At 64.0% G+C, this 14,635-nt stretch carries 17 protein-coding genes and 1 tRNA gene; 6 read left to right on the top strand and 12 right to left on the bottom strand.

Translation table 11 applies throughout. The annotated features are described in order from the left end of the window. The first annotated feature begins 73 nt into the window (after window positions 1–73). On the top strand, window positions 74–1,183 hold the full coding sequence (locus QUV21_RS16250) for a hypothetical protein (protein ID WP_300856318.1): 1,110 nt from the start codon (window positions 74–76) through the stop codon (window positions 1,181–1,183). Continuing rightward, the gene (locus tag QUV21_RS16255) at window positions 1,183–1,959 is read left to right on the top strand and encodes a hypothetical protein (protein WP_300856319.1); all 777 of its coding nucleotides are present in this window, start codon (window positions 1,183–1,185) and stop codon (window positions 1,957–1,959) included. The genes QUV21_RS16250 and QUV21_RS16255 overlap by 1 nt, the downstream gene beginning before the upstream one ends. Before the next feature lie 21 nt (window positions 1,960–1,980). Here QUV21_RS16255 and QUV21_RS16260 read toward each other — a convergent pair whose 3' ends face one another. Then, the gene (locus tag QUV21_RS16260) at window positions 1,981–3,273 is read right to left on the bottom strand and encodes a PLP-dependent transferase (RefSeq protein ID WP_300856408.1); all 1,293 of its coding nucleotides are present in this window, start codon (window positions 3,271–3,273) and stop codon (window positions 1,981–1,983) included. 226 nt (window positions 3,274–3,499) lie between these two features. Here QUV21_RS16260 and QUV21_RS16265 point away from each other — a divergent pair, with 226 nt between their 5' ends. Continuing rightward, entirely contained in the window at window positions 3,500–3,913 is a 414-nt protein-coding gene (locus tag QUV21_RS16265; protein ID WP_300856320.1) for a VOC family protein, read from the top strand. A gap of 169 nt (window positions 3,914–4,082) precedes the next feature. Here the strand turns inward: QUV21_RS16265 and QUV21_RS16270 are convergent, their stop codons facing one another. Then, entirely contained in the window at window positions 4,083–4,535 is a 453-nt protein-coding gene (locus tag QUV21_RS16270; RefSeq protein ID WP_300856321.1) for an Lrp/AsnC family transcriptional regulator, read from the bottom strand. A gap of 73 nt (window positions 4,536–4,608) precedes the next feature. Here QUV21_RS16270 and QUV21_RS16275 point away from each other — a divergent pair, with 73 nt between their 5' ends. Continuing rightward, window positions 4,609–5,208 (top strand): LysE family translocator, encoded by a 600-nt coding sequence (locus QUV21_RS16275; RefSeq protein WP_300856322.1) that lies wholly within the window; start codon window positions 4,609–4,611, stop codon window positions 5,206–5,208. Between the two features lie 70 nt (window positions 5,209–5,278). Here QUV21_RS16275 and QUV21_RS16280 read toward each other — a convergent pair whose 3' ends face one another. From QUV21_RS16280 to QUV21_RS16290, 3 genes are all read right to left on the bottom strand, one after another. After that, window positions 5,279–6,310: a hypothetical protein gene (locus QUV21_RS16280; RefSeq protein WP_366908214.1), complete on the bottom strand. Its 1,032-nt coding sequence runs from the start codon at window positions 6,308–6,310 to the stop codon at window positions 5,279–5,281. Further along, window positions 6,250–7,044: a dimethylarginine dimethylaminohydrolase gene (locus tag QUV21_RS16285; protein ID WP_300856323.1), complete on the bottom strand. Its 795-nt coding sequence runs from the start codon at window positions 7,042–7,044 to the stop codon at window positions 6,250–6,252. Before QUV21_RS16285 ends, QUV21_RS16280 begins: the two co-directional genes overlap by 61 nt. Before the next feature lie 149 nt (window positions 7,045–7,193). Next, a tRNA-Tyr gene (locus QUV21_RS16290) sits at window positions 7,194–7,277 on the bottom strand. Between the two features lie 120 nt (window positions 7,278–7,397). Here QUV21_RS16290 and rlmB point away from each other — a divergent pair. Together rlmB and QUV21_RS16300 are read left to right on the top strand one after the other, a co-directional pair. Continuing rightward, on the top strand, window positions 7,398–8,186 hold the full coding sequence (gene rlmB, locus QUV21_RS16295; protein WP_300856324.1) for a 23S rRNA (guanosine(2251)-2'-O)-methyltransferase RlmB: 789 nt from the start codon (window positions 7,398–7,400) through the stop codon (window positions 8,184–8,186). 175 nt (window positions 8,187–8,361) lie between these two features. After that, a complete protein-coding gene (locus QUV21_RS16300) occupies window positions 8,362–8,769 on the top strand; it encodes a CoA-binding protein (RefSeq protein ID WP_300856325.1) in 408 nt (135 codons plus the stop codon). Window positions 8,770–8,829: 60 nt separating this feature from the next. Here QUV21_RS16300 and QUV21_RS16305 read toward each other — a convergent pair whose 3' ends face one another. The 7 genes from QUV21_RS16305 to QUV21_RS16335 form a co-directional block, all read right to left on the bottom strand. Beyond that, window positions 8,830–9,135, bottom strand: a complete 306-nt coding sequence (locus tag QUV21_RS16305; RefSeq protein WP_300856326.1) for a phosphoribosyl-ATP diphosphatase — start codon at window positions 9,133–9,135, stop codon at window positions 8,830–8,832. A 7-nt stretch (window positions 9,136–9,142) separates the two neighbouring features. Continuing rightward, window positions 9,143–9,904 carry an imidazole glycerol phosphate synthase subunit HisF gene (gene hisF, locus QUV21_RS16310; RefSeq protein ID WP_300856327.1) on the bottom strand — a complete coding sequence of 254 codons (762 nt, stop codon included), beginning with the start codon at window positions 9,902–9,904 and terminating at the stop codon, window positions 9,143–9,145. Window positions 9,905–10,008: 104 nt separating this feature from the next. Beyond that, window positions 10,009–10,728: a 1-(5-phosphoribosyl)-5-[(5-phosphoribosylamino)methylideneamino]imidazole-4-carboxamide isomerase gene (gene hisA, locus QUV21_RS16315; protein ID WP_300856329.1), complete on the bottom strand. Its 720-nt coding sequence runs from the start codon at window positions 10,726–10,728 to the stop codon at window positions 10,009–10,011. 292 nt (window positions 10,729–11,020) lie between these two features. Then, entirely contained in the window at window positions 11,021–11,662 is a 642-nt protein-coding gene (gene hisH, locus QUV21_RS16320) for an imidazole glycerol phosphate synthase subunit HisH (protein ID WP_300856331.1), read from the bottom strand. After that, window positions 11,659–12,246: an imidazoleglycerol-phosphate dehydratase HisB gene (gene hisB / locus QUV21_RS16325; RefSeq protein ID WP_300856333.1), complete on the bottom strand. Its 588-nt coding sequence runs from the start codon at window positions 12,244–12,246 to the stop codon at window positions 11,659–11,661. The genes hisH and hisB overlap by 4 nt, the downstream gene beginning before the upstream one ends. A gap of 61 nt (window positions 12,247–12,307) precedes the next feature. Then, complete coding sequence (gene arsJ, locus QUV21_RS16330; protein WP_300856334.1) at window positions 12,308–13,552, bottom strand: organoarsenical effux MFS transporter ArsJ; 1,245 nt, start codon at window positions 13,550–13,552, stop codon at window positions 12,308–12,310. A gap of 73 nt (window positions 13,553–13,625) precedes the next feature. Next, window positions 13,626–14,633, bottom strand: a complete 1,008-nt coding sequence (locus tag QUV21_RS16335) for an ArsJ-associated glyceraldehyde-3-phosphate dehydrogenase (protein WP_300856335.1) — start codon at window positions 14,631–14,633, stop codon at window positions 13,626–13,628. Window positions 14,634–14,635: the final 2 nt, after the last annotated feature.

A 14,635-nucleotide genomic window follows, 5' to 3' on the forward strand; every position in this document is an offset into this window, starting at 1 on the left:
TCGTTTCGGCCTTATTTTGCCCAAGTTGGCAGGCAAACGTCATGTCAGGACGCAAGTGCAGGAGACGTCAGGGATGAGGCGCGGCCCGGTCGGTATTGTGGTCGTCAGCATTGTCTTGCTGGCGGTTGCGGCGGTAGTGGTTGCCCGCCCCGACCTGAGGGAAAAGGTGCTGCCGCCGTCTGCAATCACTTTCATTGAGGGGTATGGCGGAGTGGTCGGCGTGGCGCCCGCGTCCAGTCGGGCGGTGCGCGCCGAGGACTCCCCGGCGGATTTGCTGGTTGCATCAGAGGAAGGGCTACAGGCCCAAGGTCCGATCGCGGCGCGTCCGGGAAACGAGCCGGTCTTCATCAAGGATGTGATCACCGGCTATTCCACCAGCGTCAGTGCGGCAATTCCGGCCGAGATCACGACGATCAGACCGATTCTCGGCTGTCTTCTGACGCCGCCGCAACCGGGGACATTGGTTGGACACGCAACCGCGGGGCGCAGCAACTTGCCTCTGGCCTTGTCCACCTACAATGACCAGCATCTTGCCGAGGCCGTGCAGGCTTTCGTGGACCAGTATCGTGAGGCCGGTATGCCCAATGCCCCGGCAAGCGACCATCTGGCCTATGAGATCCATGACGTCGCAGTCACGGAAACCTCGGCGCCTGTCTTTCTGGTGCTGGAAAACCGGCTGGGAAACCGGCTTTGGAACATCCACCTTGCCGAAGGCGCCCGGATCGAACGCGTGGTTCTGCTGGGGGGCGATCAGGCCGGGGTTGCGAACCTTGATCCTGTAGTGCCGATCGAGGTGATCCTGAACAGCGGACTTGCCGCCTGCAATATCGCACCTGCCTATGAGATTGACCCACAGGGCGATGCGCAACTGACCGAGATATATGCCCGGGCTGATGCCTATGACATATGGTTCCGCGACAGTTTCGGCGTTCGTGCCGGACAAAGCCGCGCCGGATTTGACATCGGGACCATTTCGCATATCGGTCCGGTTCCGGGGGACGCCGAACCCAAGGCGAAATATTCTCCGATCGGAGGTGCCAAGATCCGGACGACACAGGACAAGTTCTTCGAAATCGCCGGTCAGGTGGCCGAGGGCGCGGATTTTGCTTCTCGGGTCGTGGCGATCGCGACGGCCTTTGCCTTTGGCAATCTGGCAACCCTTGAACAGGGAGTGGACTTCTGATGCTGCGCTTGCTCATCGGAACCGGTGCGCTGCTGATGGTCGTGGGCTTTGGCGCAGCTGGCTGGCAGGTCTGGCAAGGCCGGACCGATGCTACCCCGGACGAGGTGGCCGAAGAAAATCCGGGTGGCCTCCAGCAGGCATGGCTGGTGTCGCCGTCTGGCGGGGTCGTGCCGCGTGAGGATGTCGGCGCCTATCTGGTGCAGGAACGCTTCGTTCCCGGCCGAACTGTGACAATCACCACGACAGCCCCGCTGACCGATCTTCTGTCCGATGGCGAGACACTTCCCGAGACGCCCTACCTGGAAGTTCTCGCCGATATTCGCGCCCCCAAGGCTGCCGACGGTCTGTGCAAGGTTCTTGTGGCGCGCGTGGCGCAGGATTGTGCGATCCTTTCGGCGCGGGTGGTGCCAGGCAGTGTCGATGCCCTGCGTGGGACCGCAGCATTCCGGATTGAACTGGTCTACCGGCTCAGGCCTGAGGCGGCGGATCTGCCGGACCTTGCGGCCAATGTGCTGCAAACCGAATGGTTGAGCCTTGATCTTGACCCGAGTGCGGCCGAAGCGCCCACCGCCGAGGCTGCGCTTGCCGCGATTGTCGATGCGGCAAGCGTAGCTTGTGGCGGAAAGGCTGCGGCGCAAACCTGCCGGATCATGCGTCTTGCGCTGGAATGGCCTGCGGGCAGCGGACCCAATGCAAAGGCTTTGATCGGCTGGCTTGACCCCTTGCCGGTCGGCATGTTCCCCGCGCCGCCGCTCGATCCCGCGCCCAAAGGCTGAGCGCGGGACGTTCGGGCAGCGTCAGGCCGTCGCCTTTGCCAGTGCCTGATCCAGATCGGCGATGATATCCTCGACATTCTCGATCCCGATCGATAGCCGGACCACATCCGGCCCCGCCCCGGCCTTGACCTGAGCTTCTTCGGAAAGCTGGCGGTGGGTGGTCGAGGCAGAATGGATGATCAGGGATCGGGTATCGCCAAGGTTCGCCACATGGCTGAACAGCTTCACATTGTCGATCAGCTTGACACAGGCCTCATACCCGCCCTTGACGCTAAAGGTGAACAGCGCCCCCGGCCCCTTTGGCGTGATCTTCTGGGCAAGGTGATAGTAGGGCGAAGACTTCAGCCCAGGCCATGTCACCGCGCCGACCCGCGGATCTTGTTCCAGCCATTCGGCCACGATCTTGGCGTTCTCGACATGGCGTTGCATCCGAAGGGCCAGCGTCTCGATCCCCATCAGGGTGTAATGCGCGCCTTGTGGGTTCATCGTCATGCCAAGGTCACGCAAGCCGATGGCGATGGAGTGGAAGGTGAAGGCCATGTTGCCAAGGGTCGGGTGGAAGACGAGGCCGTGGTAGGCCGGTTCCGGCTGGGAAAGCGAGGGGAACTTGTCCGACGCCGACCAGTTGAATTTGCCTGAATCGACCACGATCCCGCCGGTCACAGTGCCGTTGCCGGTCAGGTATTTGGTGGCAGAATGGACGACGAGGGTGGCCCCATGCTCGATCGGGCGGCAGAGGTAGGGGCTGGCCGTGGTGTTGTCCACGATCAGCGGGATCCCGGCGTGGTCGGCGACCCGGGCGATGGCGTCAAGGTCGGAAAGCGCGCCGCCGGGGTTGCAGATCGTCTCGCAAAACAGGGCGCGGGTGTCATCGTCGATGGCGGCGGCGATGGCCTTCGGGTCATCGAAATCGACAAACTTTGCCGACCAGCCGAACTTGCGGATCGTGTTGGAGAACTGCTGGATCGTGCCGCCGTAAAGCCGGGTCGAGGCGACGACATTGCGCCCCGGGGCCATGATCGGGAACAGCGCCATGATCTGCGCGGCATGGCCCGACGAACAGCCGATCGCCCCCGCCCCGCCTTCCAGCGCGCAAACCCGGCTCGCCAGCGCCGAAACGGTGGGGTTGGTCAGGCGCGAATAGATGTATCCCACCTCTTGCAGGTTGAAAAGCTTGGCCGCGTGATCCGCGTCACGAAAGACATAGGCCGTGGTCTGGTAGATCGGCACCTGCCGCGCACCCGTCGCGGGGTCGGGCGCGGTGGCGGCGTGGATGGCAAGGGTGTCAAAGCCCATGGGTCTGTCGGTCATGATGTCCTCCCTGAACATGTTTGCGGCTGAGGGTAGGGGAGGATGTGGGGCATGGCAACGGGCAGCACCCCAAGATAGCACATTGGGGCGAAGATAAGGAAATCAATCGTTTGGAGCCACTTTTCGAAAGAACGTTCGTCTTTGGCGCGGGACGTTGGTGGTAAATCCGTTGCGGCCCGATCTTTGCCCATGCTTTGATCGGCGCACGCAACGCCGAGGAGCAGCGCCGATGCCGACCCCCTTCCATCTGGCCTATCACGTCACCGACCTCAACGAAGCGCGGGCTTTCTACGGCGCCGTGCTTGGCTGCCCCGAGGGGCGTTCGACCGAGACCTGGGTCGATTTCGATTTCTTCGGCCACCAGATCAGCCTGCATCTGGGCGAGCCGTTCAAGACAACGAACACCGGCAAGGTGGGAGGCCACATGGTCCCGATGCCGCACCTGGGGCTGGTCCTTTTGCTTGAGGACTGGCGGAGGTTGGCGGACAGGTTGACGGCGGCGGGGGTGGACTTCGTCCTGCCGCCCTCGGTGCGGTTCAAGGGGGAGCCGGGCGAACAATGGACGATGTTCTTCCGCGACCCCTCCGGCAACCCGATCGAGGTCAAGGGGTTTCGGGACATGGAGGCGGTGTTTCGGGGGTGAAGGGCAAAGGCTTGAGGCCCGAGCGGGGAGTTGGCCCGGGTTCCAGCAGACTGCGCGCGCCCTTCACCTTGGGCGGATGCGGGACGGCAGGTTTGCCCTTGGGGCCGGGCCAACGGGGAAGGCAGCATGACCCATGCCTTTCATCGCAAGGCTGGGCGTCGTTGCAGGTCTAAGCCCTGTCGTCCTTCGGGCTGCCCATCACCACGAAGGTCGTGATCGACCGGACCTGCGGCAGGACGCCCAGCACCTCGGTGTGCCAGTGCTTGTAGGCGGCAAGATCGGCGGCCTCCACCCGCAGCAGGTATTCGACGGTGCCGGTGATGTTGTGACACTCCCGCACCTCTGGCGCGCGGGAAATGGCACGTTCAAACGCCTCTTGCGCGGTCTTGGTGTGGGTGCCAAGCCCGACCGTCACATAGGCGACAAAGCCCACGCCCATCCGCCCCGGATCAAGAACGGCGCGGTAGCCCCGGACCACGCCGCTGCGTTCCAGCGCCTGCACCCGGCGCAGGCAGGCCGAGGGCGAAAGCCCGACCCGGTCCGCAAGGGCAAGGTTGGACTGGCGACCATCACGGACAAGTTCGCGCAATATCCGGTGGTCAATATCATCGAGTGCGGTCATTTGTTGCAAGGATAAGTCACAGGGTCACAGCTTTGCAACCATTCACCGCCATAAGCGAAGCAGAGTTGCGCGCATGAGTTATGAAATCCTTCTCGCCCTTCTGGGCTTTGCCTTTGTCACCTCGGTCACGCCGGGGCCGAACAACATGATGCTCTTGGCCTCGGGGGTGAACTTTGGCCTCAAGCGGACGGTGCCGCATATGCTGGGGATCAGCCTTGGCCATGCGCTGATGGTGTTCCTGCTTGGCCTTGGGGTGGCGGGGACAATTCGCGCGTTGCCGCATGCCGGGACGATTCTGAAGGTACTGTCAGTGGCTTACATGCTGTGGCTGGCGTGGAAGATCGCCCATGCCGCCCCGCCAGGGGAAGGCAAAGCCGGGGGCAAGCCCTTCACCTTCCTGCAAGCGGCGGCGTTTCAATGGGTAAACCCCAAGGCATGGGCGATGGCGCTGGGCGCGGTCGCGGCCTATGCACCCTCGGGGTCGGTGGGGGCCGTGGCGATGATCGCGGTGGTCTTTGCATCGGTCAACCTGCCATCCGTCACGCTTTGGGCGGCGGCGGGGCAGGGCATCCGGGGCTGGCTGGAAGGGCCGGGGCGGCTGCAAGCGTTCAACTGGACGATGGCGGTGCTGTTGGTGCTGTCACTGTGGCCCGTGGTAACGATGGAGCTTTGACGGGCTGCGCTTTGGCGACGCGCGCGCCACCGGTTCAGCGGCCCGACAAGTCGACACGGTCGATGCCGGATCAGCGCAGCCAGAAACCTTCGCGCTTCAGGGTGTTGCGGATCATCTGTTCCCGGTGGGGCAGGGCGGCCCGGTCAAACAGCGCCCGGGCCTTCCGGCCCTTGTTCTGGTAGACCAGCACCCGCACCGCTTCCCAGTCGCGCAGCGTCGGGCGAATGGTCTTGTCCTTGGCCACCGCTTCCAGAACCGCCACGGCGTGATCGCTTTCCTTTGCGTAAAGCAGCGGCAGCGCCCGGTAGTGGCAAGTGGCGCTGCCATCCAGCGGCGCAAGCTCTGGCCCCGGGCGTCCTCCGCCGAACGAATGGATCACCAAGGGCAGGGTGATCTGGTCAAGCCATGGGAACAGCTCCTGACAGATCAGTTCGGCGGGCGGGGTGTCGCGGATGGCGGTGGCCCAGGTCAGAAACCGGCTGCCAAAGGCGCGGGGGCTTTCATGAAAGAACCAGCCGGCGTTGAAGTAAAGAAAGCGCTGCCAGTAGTCGTCGGGTTGTGTCAGATCAAGGCTGGCTGCGAAATCCAGACCAAAGCGGTCATGCAGCGCCTTCCATGTCTGGCTTGGGGTTGGCCCGTAAAGTTCAACCTTCGGCCAGGTATTTTCCCGCCGCATCGACGCTGAAGGCTTGGCAAAATCAAATGGCAGGGTCGAGACCGGGCCGGTGATCAACGTATCGGTGTCAAGGAACAGAAACGGCGCGTCGGGCAGGGCGGCAAGTGCCTCTATCTTGTTGCCATGGGGGTAGCTGGTCCCGAAGACCCGGTTTTCAAACGGCAGGATCACCGCGCCAAGGTCCGTCAGCAGCGCCTTTGTCCGATCAGACATCCTGGGATCATCTTGCCACTTCGGGCCGGGCTGAGGTTCACCAATGTAAAGCGTGCCGGAAAACCCGGGGTCGGAATGGCGCAGCGAGGCGGCAAGCAGGATCGCCTCGTATTCAAGGCGTCCGCCCTGACCGATGGCAAGGATGTTGAAGCTCATGCGCGGGGGGTAAAGCGCAGCGACAGGCAGGACATGCCGCCGTCCAGCTTGGCACATTCGGAATTGCCGATCTCGCGCAGGGCAAAGCCTGCGGCAAGGATCGCGTCGCGGGTTTTCGGAAAGCCTGCGGGCATCAGGACCACGTCGTTGAAGCGGATGGTGTTGGCAGCGGCTTCTTCCCCTTCGGCCACAGGGATCACCCGGTAGCCGCCAAAACAGCCTGATGCGGACAGGCGGGTGGTCGAAAGAATCGTATAGCTATCCAGCAGCGAACAATCGGTCTTGAAATGCAGCACCCCGGGTGGGGTGTGGACTTCGCGCACCGAATGGCCCCAGGGGGCGACAAGCCGGGTCAGTTCGGCAATCCCGGCGGCATTGGTGCGGGCCGAGCGGCCGACAAGGATTTCGCGTTCCGTGACCAGAATGTCGCCGCCTTCGATAAAGCTGTCAGCACCACTGATTTCCACGACCTGCCCGTAAAGCGCCCGCAGGTGCGGGGCCATCTCGGCCGCCTCGCCCAGACGCGACGGCGCGCCGGGGCGCATGATGACCGCGCCCTCGGGCAGGCACAGGGCAGTATCTTCCACAAAGACCGAATCCGGAAAAGCCTCCAGCGCCGGGAGTTCGATCACCGTCGCCCCGGTTTCGCGCAAGGTGGCGATATAGGCGGCGTGATGATCCAGCATCAGCGACAGATCCGGCGTGCCGATATCCACCGCGCGCAAGCCCGCAGTGATCGATGCCGCCGGACGGCGGGTGATGGCATGGGAGAAATGGGTCGAAAAGGACATGTGCGGCCCCGCAATTTTGGCCACTGTGTCGCACCACACCAAAACTTGTGCAAGACCCGCGCGGGAGCGTTGGGTGGGGTCAGCAGCCCCATGCCGAATGCAAGGATTGTGTGTGGGCCTATGCCCCGGCGATGTCACCATGCAAAACATGGTGGGCGACCCTGGAATCGAACCAGGCGTGGGTCGCCCCGGGGGAGTTACAGTCCCCTGCCGCACCTTGCAGCTCGTCGCCCGCCGGGGGTGGGTCTACTCAAGGGGGCGGGGGGCGTCAAGGGTCATTGGGTGACGTTTTCGGCTTGCATCGCCGGGCGGTCCTGCCACAGAGTCCGGGCCGGAATTCTGGGGGTAGGCCAATGAAGACGGGTGTGAAAAAGCCTGCCTGGGTGGTGGACAAGGAACGCGGCCACAAGCGGGAGGCGCGCGAGACGTTGTGGCTCTTCGGCCTCCATGCGGTGCGCGACGCGCTGGAGAACCCCAAGCGCGAAAAGCTGCGGCTGGTCCTGACGAAAAATGCGCTCGACAAGCTGGAGATGGCGGTTGCCGCCTCGGGGATGGAGCCGGAAATCGTTGATCCGCGCCGGTTTGACGTGCCGATCGACGAAGGCTCGGTCCATCAGGGGGCAGCGCTGGAAGTACGCAGCCTTGACTGGGGACGGTTGGAAGATGTCTGCATCTCGGGCGAGGGGCTGCCGCTGGTGGTGCTCTTGGACCGGGTGACCGACCCGCATAACGTGGGCGCGATCCTGCGGTCGGCCGAGGTGTTCGGCGCGCGGGCCGTGATTGCGCCCCGCCACCATTCGGCCCCCGAAACCGGCGCGCTGGCCAAGACGGCAAGCGGTGCCTTGGAGCGCCAGCCCTATCTGAAGGTCACAAACCTTGCCGAAGCGATGGAAGCCCTGAAAGACATGGGGTTCACGCTGATCGGTCTGGACGGTGAGGCCGAAGTCACGCTGGAGACGGCGGTGGCCGGTGCGGGCGGGCGGGCGATCGGGCTTGTGCTGGGGGCCGAAGGGCCGGGGTTGCGGGAAAAGACCCGCGAAACCTGTGACGTGCTGGCGCGTATCCCGTTTGCGGGCGGCTTTGGCAGCCTGAACGTGTCGAACGCGGCGGCGGTGTCGCTTTATGCGGCGACGCGCAAGTGATCACGAATCCGCGAAAGGTCTTTTATGGGGCGCTGGCGTTCCTAAATGACACTGTGGAGGCACGGGCCGGAACCCCGTCCTTGACTTCACTGTCCCTCGTTCCGCACTTGGCGCCCCGGGTATCCCCTGCGGGCGCCTTTTTCTTGTGCGGGCGCATTTTTCTTTGGGTGATGCGATGCCAACCGATGCTGAAATCCGCGAGATCCTGACTTCGGTGAAGACCATCGCGCTTGTTGGCTGGTCACCCAAGGCTGACCGGCCAAGTCACCGGGTTGCCGCCTATCTGGCCGGGCGGGGCTATCGGGTCATTCCGGTCAACCCCGGTCAGGCCGGACAGATGGCGCTTGGCGAAGCGGTGCGCTCCACCCTGGCAGAGGTCGGGCCGGTCGACATGGTCGATATCTTCCGCCGCAGCGAAGAAGCCGGCGCTGTGGTCGACGCAGCGATAGCGGCGGGTGCCAAGGTGGTCTGGATGCAGTTGGGCGTCATCGACGAAGCCGCAGCCGCGCGCGCGCGGGCGGCGGGGCTGCAAGTGGTTATGGACCGTTGCCCGGCAATCGAGATTCCACGGCTGGGGCTTTGAGCGGCAAAGTCCTTCGAAGGACTTTGCAAATCTTTTCGAAAAGATTTGCGGCCAGCGCCGTCAGCGTTGCGCCTTTTCCGTCAACCCCGAGGTGCCATCGCGCCGGTCAAGCTCGGCCACAACCTCGGCCAGCGTGACATCGCGAGAGGCAAGCATGACCAGCAGGTGATAAAGTACGTCCGCCGCCTCAGAGGTCAGCCTTGCGCGGTCACCCTTCACCGCCTCGATGATTGCCTCTATCGCCTCTTCACCAAATTTTTCGGCGCATTTTTCCGGCCCCTTGGCCAACAGCTTCGCGGTCCACGAGGTTTCCGGGTCAGCACCCTTGCGGGCGGCGATGGTGGCGGCAAGTCTTTCCAGTGTCATGACAGCCTCACGACAAGCGAACGGGGATGCCAGCTGCGGCCATGTGTGCCTTGGCCTGACCGATGGTATAGGTGCCGAAATGAAAGATCGAGGCAGCAAGGACGGCGCTGGCATGGCCTTCGGTGATGCCTTCGACCAGATGGTCAAGCGTGCCGACCCCGCCCGAGGCGATGACGGGGATATCCACCGCATCGGCAATCGCGCGGGTCAGGGGGATGTTGAAGCCCTGTTTCGTGCCGTCCCGGTCCATGCTGGTCAGAAGTATCTCGCCCGCGCCCTTGGCGGCCACGCTTCGTGCGAAGTCGACCGCGTCGATCCCGGTGGCCCGCCGCCCGCCGTGGGTGAAGATTTCCCAGCGGCCCGGGGCAACCGTCTTGGCGTCGATGGCGACCACGATGCACTGACTGCCGAAACGGTCAGCCGCCTCGGCCACCACATCGGGGCGGGCCACGGCGGCAGAGTTGAAAGACACCTTGTCGGCCCCGGCCAGCAGAAGTTTGCGCACATCTTCTGGCGTGCGGACCCCGCCGCCAACTGTCAGCGGCATGAAGCATTGTTCTGCGGTGCGGGTGACAAGATCAAACATGGTGGCGCGGTTGTCTTCGGTCGCCATGATGTCAAGAAAGCAAAGCTCGTCCGCCCCCGCGGCGTCATAGGCCTTTGCGGCCTCAACCGGGTCGCCCGCGTCGATCAGGCCGACGAAGTTCACGCCCTTGACCACGCGGCCATCGGCCACGTCTAGGCAGGGGATGATGCGGGTCTTCAGCATGGTTCTACCCTAGCGCGCGGGTGGGATCGGCGAAAGGGGGGCCAGCCCCCAAAGCTGCGTGCCGCAGCTTTTCCCCCCTGGGATATTTGGAGAAGGGAAAGCGTTCAGGGTTTCAGTGCCTGCATGGCCGATGCAAGATCAATCGCCCCGTCATAAAGCGCGCGCCCCGAGATTGCCCCGGCGATCACGCCGGTGTCGCGCAGCGCAATCAGGTCTTCCATCCGGGAGACGCCCCCGCTTGCGATGACCGGGATGGACACCGCGCGAGCCAGTGCTTCGGTCGCCTCGATGTTCGGGCCTTGCATCGCGCCGTCGCGGTCAATGTCGGTGTAGATGATGGCGGCAACACCTGCGTCTTCGAATGAGCGGGCAAGGTCTGTGGCCATGATGTCGGTTTCGGTGGCCCAGCCCTTGGTGGCGACGCGGCCCTTGCGGGCGTCGATGCCGACAGCGACCTTGCCCGGGAAGGTCTTGGCAGCCTCGCGCACCAGCGCCGGGTTTTCCACCGCCACGGTGCCAAGGATCACCCGGGCAAGGCCCTTTTCCAGCCATGCGGCGATGGTGGCCATGTCGCGGATGCCGCCGCCAAGCTGGCACGGCACGGTGACGCGGGCCAGGATGGCGTCAACCGCCGCGCCATTCACCGGTTGGCCGGCAAAGGCGCCGTTGAGGTCCACCAGATGCAGCCATTCGCAGCCCGCCGCCTGAAACTTGGCCGCCTGCGCCGCCGGGTCATCACCGAAGACGGTGGCAGCCTCCATCTCGCCGCGCAGCAGGCGCACGCATTGGCCGTCTTTCAGGTCGATCGCGGGATAAAGGATCATCGGCGGCCCCCTTGCTTTGGTTCGCCGGGTCTTTGGCATGGGGCGCGGCGAAAGAAAAGGTCCGCGACGCGACCCGAGGTCACGCGGTATCGCTGGTCTGCGTGGCGCAAGGGATGGGCCACAATTTCCGGAGCAGGAGATCCATATGGACCTGTCTGATCGCCGCAGTCCTTGCTGCCCGCTCGAAAGCATCTGGCAGACTCGCGACTGCGGCACATGGAAGTGGGTGAAGCAGGGCTTGGCGGGCTGGATTGTTCGATAAGGTCAAATAGAGGGCCGCGCGATTGCGAATTTACGGCTTCCATTGCAGGAAATTTGCAATCAGCCGCAGCCCGGCCGCCTGCGATTTTTCCGGGTGGAACTGGGTGCCTATGATGTTGTCGCGCCCGACGATGGCAGTGATCTCGCCGCCGTAGTCGCACCAGGCCAGACGCTGCGACGGGTCCGCGACGCGGAAATGGTAAGAGTGGACGAAATAGGCGTGATCGCCGGTCTTCAGCCCGGCAAGCACCGGGTGGGGGCGCTCGATCACCAGATCGTTCCAACCCATATGCGGCACCTTCATGCCGGGCGTGGCGGGGGTGATGCGTTCGACATCGCCCGCGATCCAGCCGAACCCTTCGGTCAGCCGGTATTCATGGCCACGGCTGGCAAGCATCTGCATGCCGACGCAGATGCCCAGAAAGGGGCGGCCCTTGCGCAGGACTGCATCCTCGATCGCCTCGAACAGCCCGCCATAGCTGCCAAGGGCGGCGCGGCAGGCCGGAAAGGCCCCGTCGCCGGGCAAGACGATGCGGTCAGCGCGGGCCACGTCTTCGGGGCGCGAGGTGACAAGAATATTGCCGCCCTCGCCCTCGGACGCCATGCGCTGAAAGGCCTTCTCGGCGGAATGGAGGTTGCCGCTGTCGTAATCGACCAGAACCGTCAGGCTCACAGCGCGCCCTTTGTCGTAGGCAGGGCGTCACCAAGGCGCGGGTCGGTTTCGACCGCTTCGCGCAGCGCGCGGGCGACGGATTTGAAGGCGGCCTCGGCGATGTGGTGGCTGTTCAGTCCGTGGATCAGATCGACATGCAGCGTGATGCCGCCATGCGTGGCCAGCGCCTGAAAGAATTCGCGCACGAGTTCAGTGTCGAAATTGCCGATCTTGGGCGCCGGGAAGGGCATGTTCCAGACCAGATAGGGCCGGGCCGAAAGATCCAGCGCGCAAGAGACCTGCGTGTCATCCATCGCCAGCCGGAAATGCCCGTAGCGACGGATGCCGCGCTTGTCACCCAGCGCTTTGGCGATGGCCTGACCAAGGGCGATCCCCACATCCTCGACCGTGTGGTGATCGTCGATGTGCAGGTCACCCTTCGCGCGGACGGTCATGTCGATCAGGCTGTGGCGGGCCAGCTGGTCAAGCATGTGGTCAAAGAAGCCGACGCCGGTCTTGCAGTCATGCGTGCCGGTGCCGTCGAGGGTAACGGCGACCGAAATTTCGGTCTCGGCGGTCTTGCGGCTTACCTCGGCACGGCGCATCACGGCTTCTCCCTTGCGATTGCGGCCTTATAGGGCGCGGGGGGCGTCATGGGAAGGCGGATCAGGGCAATTGCAACCGGCGCGCGGCCAGCCAACTGGCCATGGCCATGGCCCCGGCGGTGGCAAGGCACAGCGGCAGGCCGCCGAACTGGTAGCTGAGGCCAGACAGAAGCGTGCCGATCAGCCGCCCGGCGGCATTGGCCATGTAGTAAAATCCGACATCGCGGGTGATCCGTTCCGCCGATCCGAAGGCAAGGATCAGGTAGGAATGGACCGAGGAGTTGACAGCGAAAACAAAGCCGAAGAGCAAAAGCCCGACGACAAGCGTCAGGCTGAGCGCCAGCGAGGGCGCTCCGGCCCAAAGGGCGGCGGCGGCCAGCAGAAAGGGGATCGGCACGAGAAACCCCGCCCAGCGGATTGCCTTGGCGGCGATGGCGGCCTCGGGCTGACCCTTGCCGCCAAGCAGGCGCGGGGCCATGGCCTGCACCGCGCCATAGGCGATGATCCACAGCGCCAGAAAGCCGCCGATCAGAAAGAATGCCTCACGCCGGCCTTCGGGAGTGCCGTCGGACAAGACCATCTGGAAATAGATCGGCACGCCAACCACAAACCAGACATCCCGCGCGCCGAAAAGGAACATCCGGGCCAGCGACAAGCGGTTGACGCGCGGGTCTTTCGACCGCCAGCCGCCCCAGGCCTCGTCCGGTTTCATCCGGTCCGGCAGGCCTGCGGGCAGAAACAGGATCACCGCCAGCAAGATCAGAGCCAGCACCGCCGCCATTCCCCAGACTGCCGTCTGAAACCCGACCAGTGCCAGAAGGGCCGCGCCAAGAAAGAAGCCAAGCCCCTTGACCGCGTTCTTGGATCCGGTCAGCAGGGCCACCCAGCGGAAAAGGCCACCGCTTTCGGTCGGGGCCAGCAGCTTGACGGCGGATTTCGACGACATCTTGGCCAGATCCTTGGCCACACCTGACACGCCCTGCACCGCCATCACGAAGGCGACGGATGCCGCCACGCCCCAGCCCGGATCAAGCTGCGCGAGGGCCACAAGGGCCGCGACCTGAAGCCCAAGCCCGGCGTAAAGGGTGGCTGCAAGGCCAAAGCGCGCGGCCAGCCAGCCTGCCGCAAGGTTGGTCACGATCCCCGCCACCTCATAAAGAAGGAACAGCCATGCAAGTTGCAGCGGGCTGAAGCCAAGGCTGTTGAAGTGCAAGAGCACCAGCATCCGAAGCGCGCCATCCGTGGCCATGAAGGACCAGTAGGCCGCCGTCACCGCCGCATAGGCGCGCAAGGGGCTGGCGGTCATGTCCGGGGCCACCCCCGGGAGGGTACACCCCTCCCGAACCCACCCGGGATATCTGGAAACAGAAAATACGGCATCAGAACGCGCCAGCCACCATTCGGGCGATGTCGGCCAGACGGCAGGCGTAGCCCCATTCGTTGTCATACCAGGCGTAGACCTTCACCTGTGTGCCGTTGATGACCATGGTCGATTGCGCGTCGATGATGGCGGACCTTGGATCGTTGGTGAAATCCGATGACACAAGGGCGCGGGTCTCATGGCCGAGGATGCCTTTGAGTGGCCCTGCGGCAGCGGTCTGGAACAGGTGGTTCACCTCATCGACGGTGGTCGGGCGGTCGACCTCGAACACGCAGTCGGTAAGCGAGGCGTTCAGGAGCGGCACCCGAACGGCGTGGCCATTCAGGCGGCCTTTGAGTTCCGGGTAGATCAGGGTGATTGCCGTTGCACTGCCGGTGGTGGTGGGGATCAGGTTCAACAGGGCCGAACGCGCGCGGCGCATGTCCTTGGCAGGGCGATCAACGATGGTCTGGGTGTTGGTCACGTCATGGATTGTTGTGATCGAGCCGTGGCGGATGCCGATCCCTTCATGGATTACCTTTACCACCGGGGCGAGGCAGTTTGTCGTGCAGCTTGCCGCCGTGACAAGGGATTGCGAGCCGTCAAAGAGGTGATGGTTGACCCCGTAGACCAGATTGAGCGCGCCGCCGTCCTTGACCGGGGCGCTGACGACAACCTTTTGCACCCCGGCGGCATAGTAAGGGGCGACTTTGGCGGCGGTCTTGAAAACCCCGGTGCAGTCGATCACCAGATCGACGGCAAGCTCTGCCAGAGGCAGAGCCTCGATCGTCTTTTCATGGGTCAGGCGGATCGGCTGGCCGTTCAGCACCAGCGCGCCCGGTTGATGGCCGACCGGGGTTTGCCAGCGACCATGGACCGAATCAAACTCCATCAGCAGCGCGTGCTGTTCGGCGTCACCTGCGGGATCGTTCAGCAAGACGATCTCGCCCCCGGTGCCGCTGTCCACAAGGTTGCGAAGGACGAGTTTGCCGATCCGGCCCAATCCGTTCAAGGCGATGCGTGGCATGA

This window comes from Tabrizicola sp. (assembly GCF_030373185.1).
Lineage (GTDB): Bacteria > Pseudomonadota > Alphaproteobacteria > Rhodobacterales > Rhodobacteraceae > Tabrizicola.

Coding starts and splice junctions, on each gene's coding strand:
- QUV21_RS16250 (WP_300856318.1), top strand. CDS start 74: ATGAGGCGCGGCCCGGTCGGTATTGTGGTCGTCAGCATTGTCTTGCTG.
- QUV21_RS16255 (WP_300856319.1), top strand. CDS start 1,183: ATGCTGCGCTTGCTCATCGGAACCGGTGCGCTGCTGATGGTCGTGGGC.
- QUV21_RS16265 (WP_300856320.1), top strand. CDS start 3,500: ATGCCGACCCCCTTCCATCTGGCCTATCACGTCACCGACCTCAACGAA.
- QUV21_RS16270 (WP_300856321.1), bottom strand. CDS start 4,535: ATGACCGCACTCGATGATATTGACCACCGGATATTGCGCGAACTTGTC.
- QUV21_RS16275 (WP_300856322.1), top strand. CDS start 4,609: ATGAGTTATGAAATCCTTCTCGCCCTTCTGGGCTTTGCCTTTGTCACC.
- QUV21_RS16280 (WP_366908214.1), bottom strand. CDS start 6,310: ATGTGCCAAGCTGGACGGCGGCATGTCCTGCCTGTCGCTGCGCTTTAC.
- QUV21_RS16285 (WP_300856323.1), bottom strand. CDS start 7,044: ATGTCCTTTTCGACCCATTTCTCCCATGCCATCACCCGCCGTCCGGCG.
- rlmB (WP_300856324.1), top strand. CDS start 7,398: ATGAAGACGGGTGTGAAAAAGCCTGCCTGGGTGGTGGACAAGGAACGC.
- QUV21_RS16300 (WP_300856325.1), top strand. CDS start 8,362: ATGCCAACCGATGCTGAAATCCGCGAGATCCTGACTTCGGTGAAGACC.
- QUV21_RS16305 (WP_300856326.1), bottom strand. CDS start 9,135: ATGACACTGGAAAGACTTGCCGCCACCATCGCCGCCCGCAAGGGTGCT.
- hisF (WP_300856327.1), bottom strand. CDS start 9,904: ATGCTGAAGACCCGCATCATCCCCTGCCTAGACGTGGCCGATGGCCGC.
- hisA (WP_300856329.1), bottom strand. CDS start 10,728: ATGATCCTTTATCCCGCGATCGACCTGAAAGACGGCCAATGCGTGCGC.
- hisB (WP_300856333.1), bottom strand. CDS start 12,246: ATGCGCCGTGCCGAGGTAAGCCGCAAGACCGCCGAGACCGAAATTTCG.
- arsJ (WP_300856334.1), bottom strand. CDS start 13,552: ATGACCGCCAGCCCCTTGCGCGCCTATGCGGCGGTGACGGCGGCCTAC.
- QUV21_RS16335 (WP_300856335.1), bottom strand. CDS start 14,633: ATGCCACGCATCGCCTTGAACGGATTGGGCCGGATCGGCAAACTCGTC.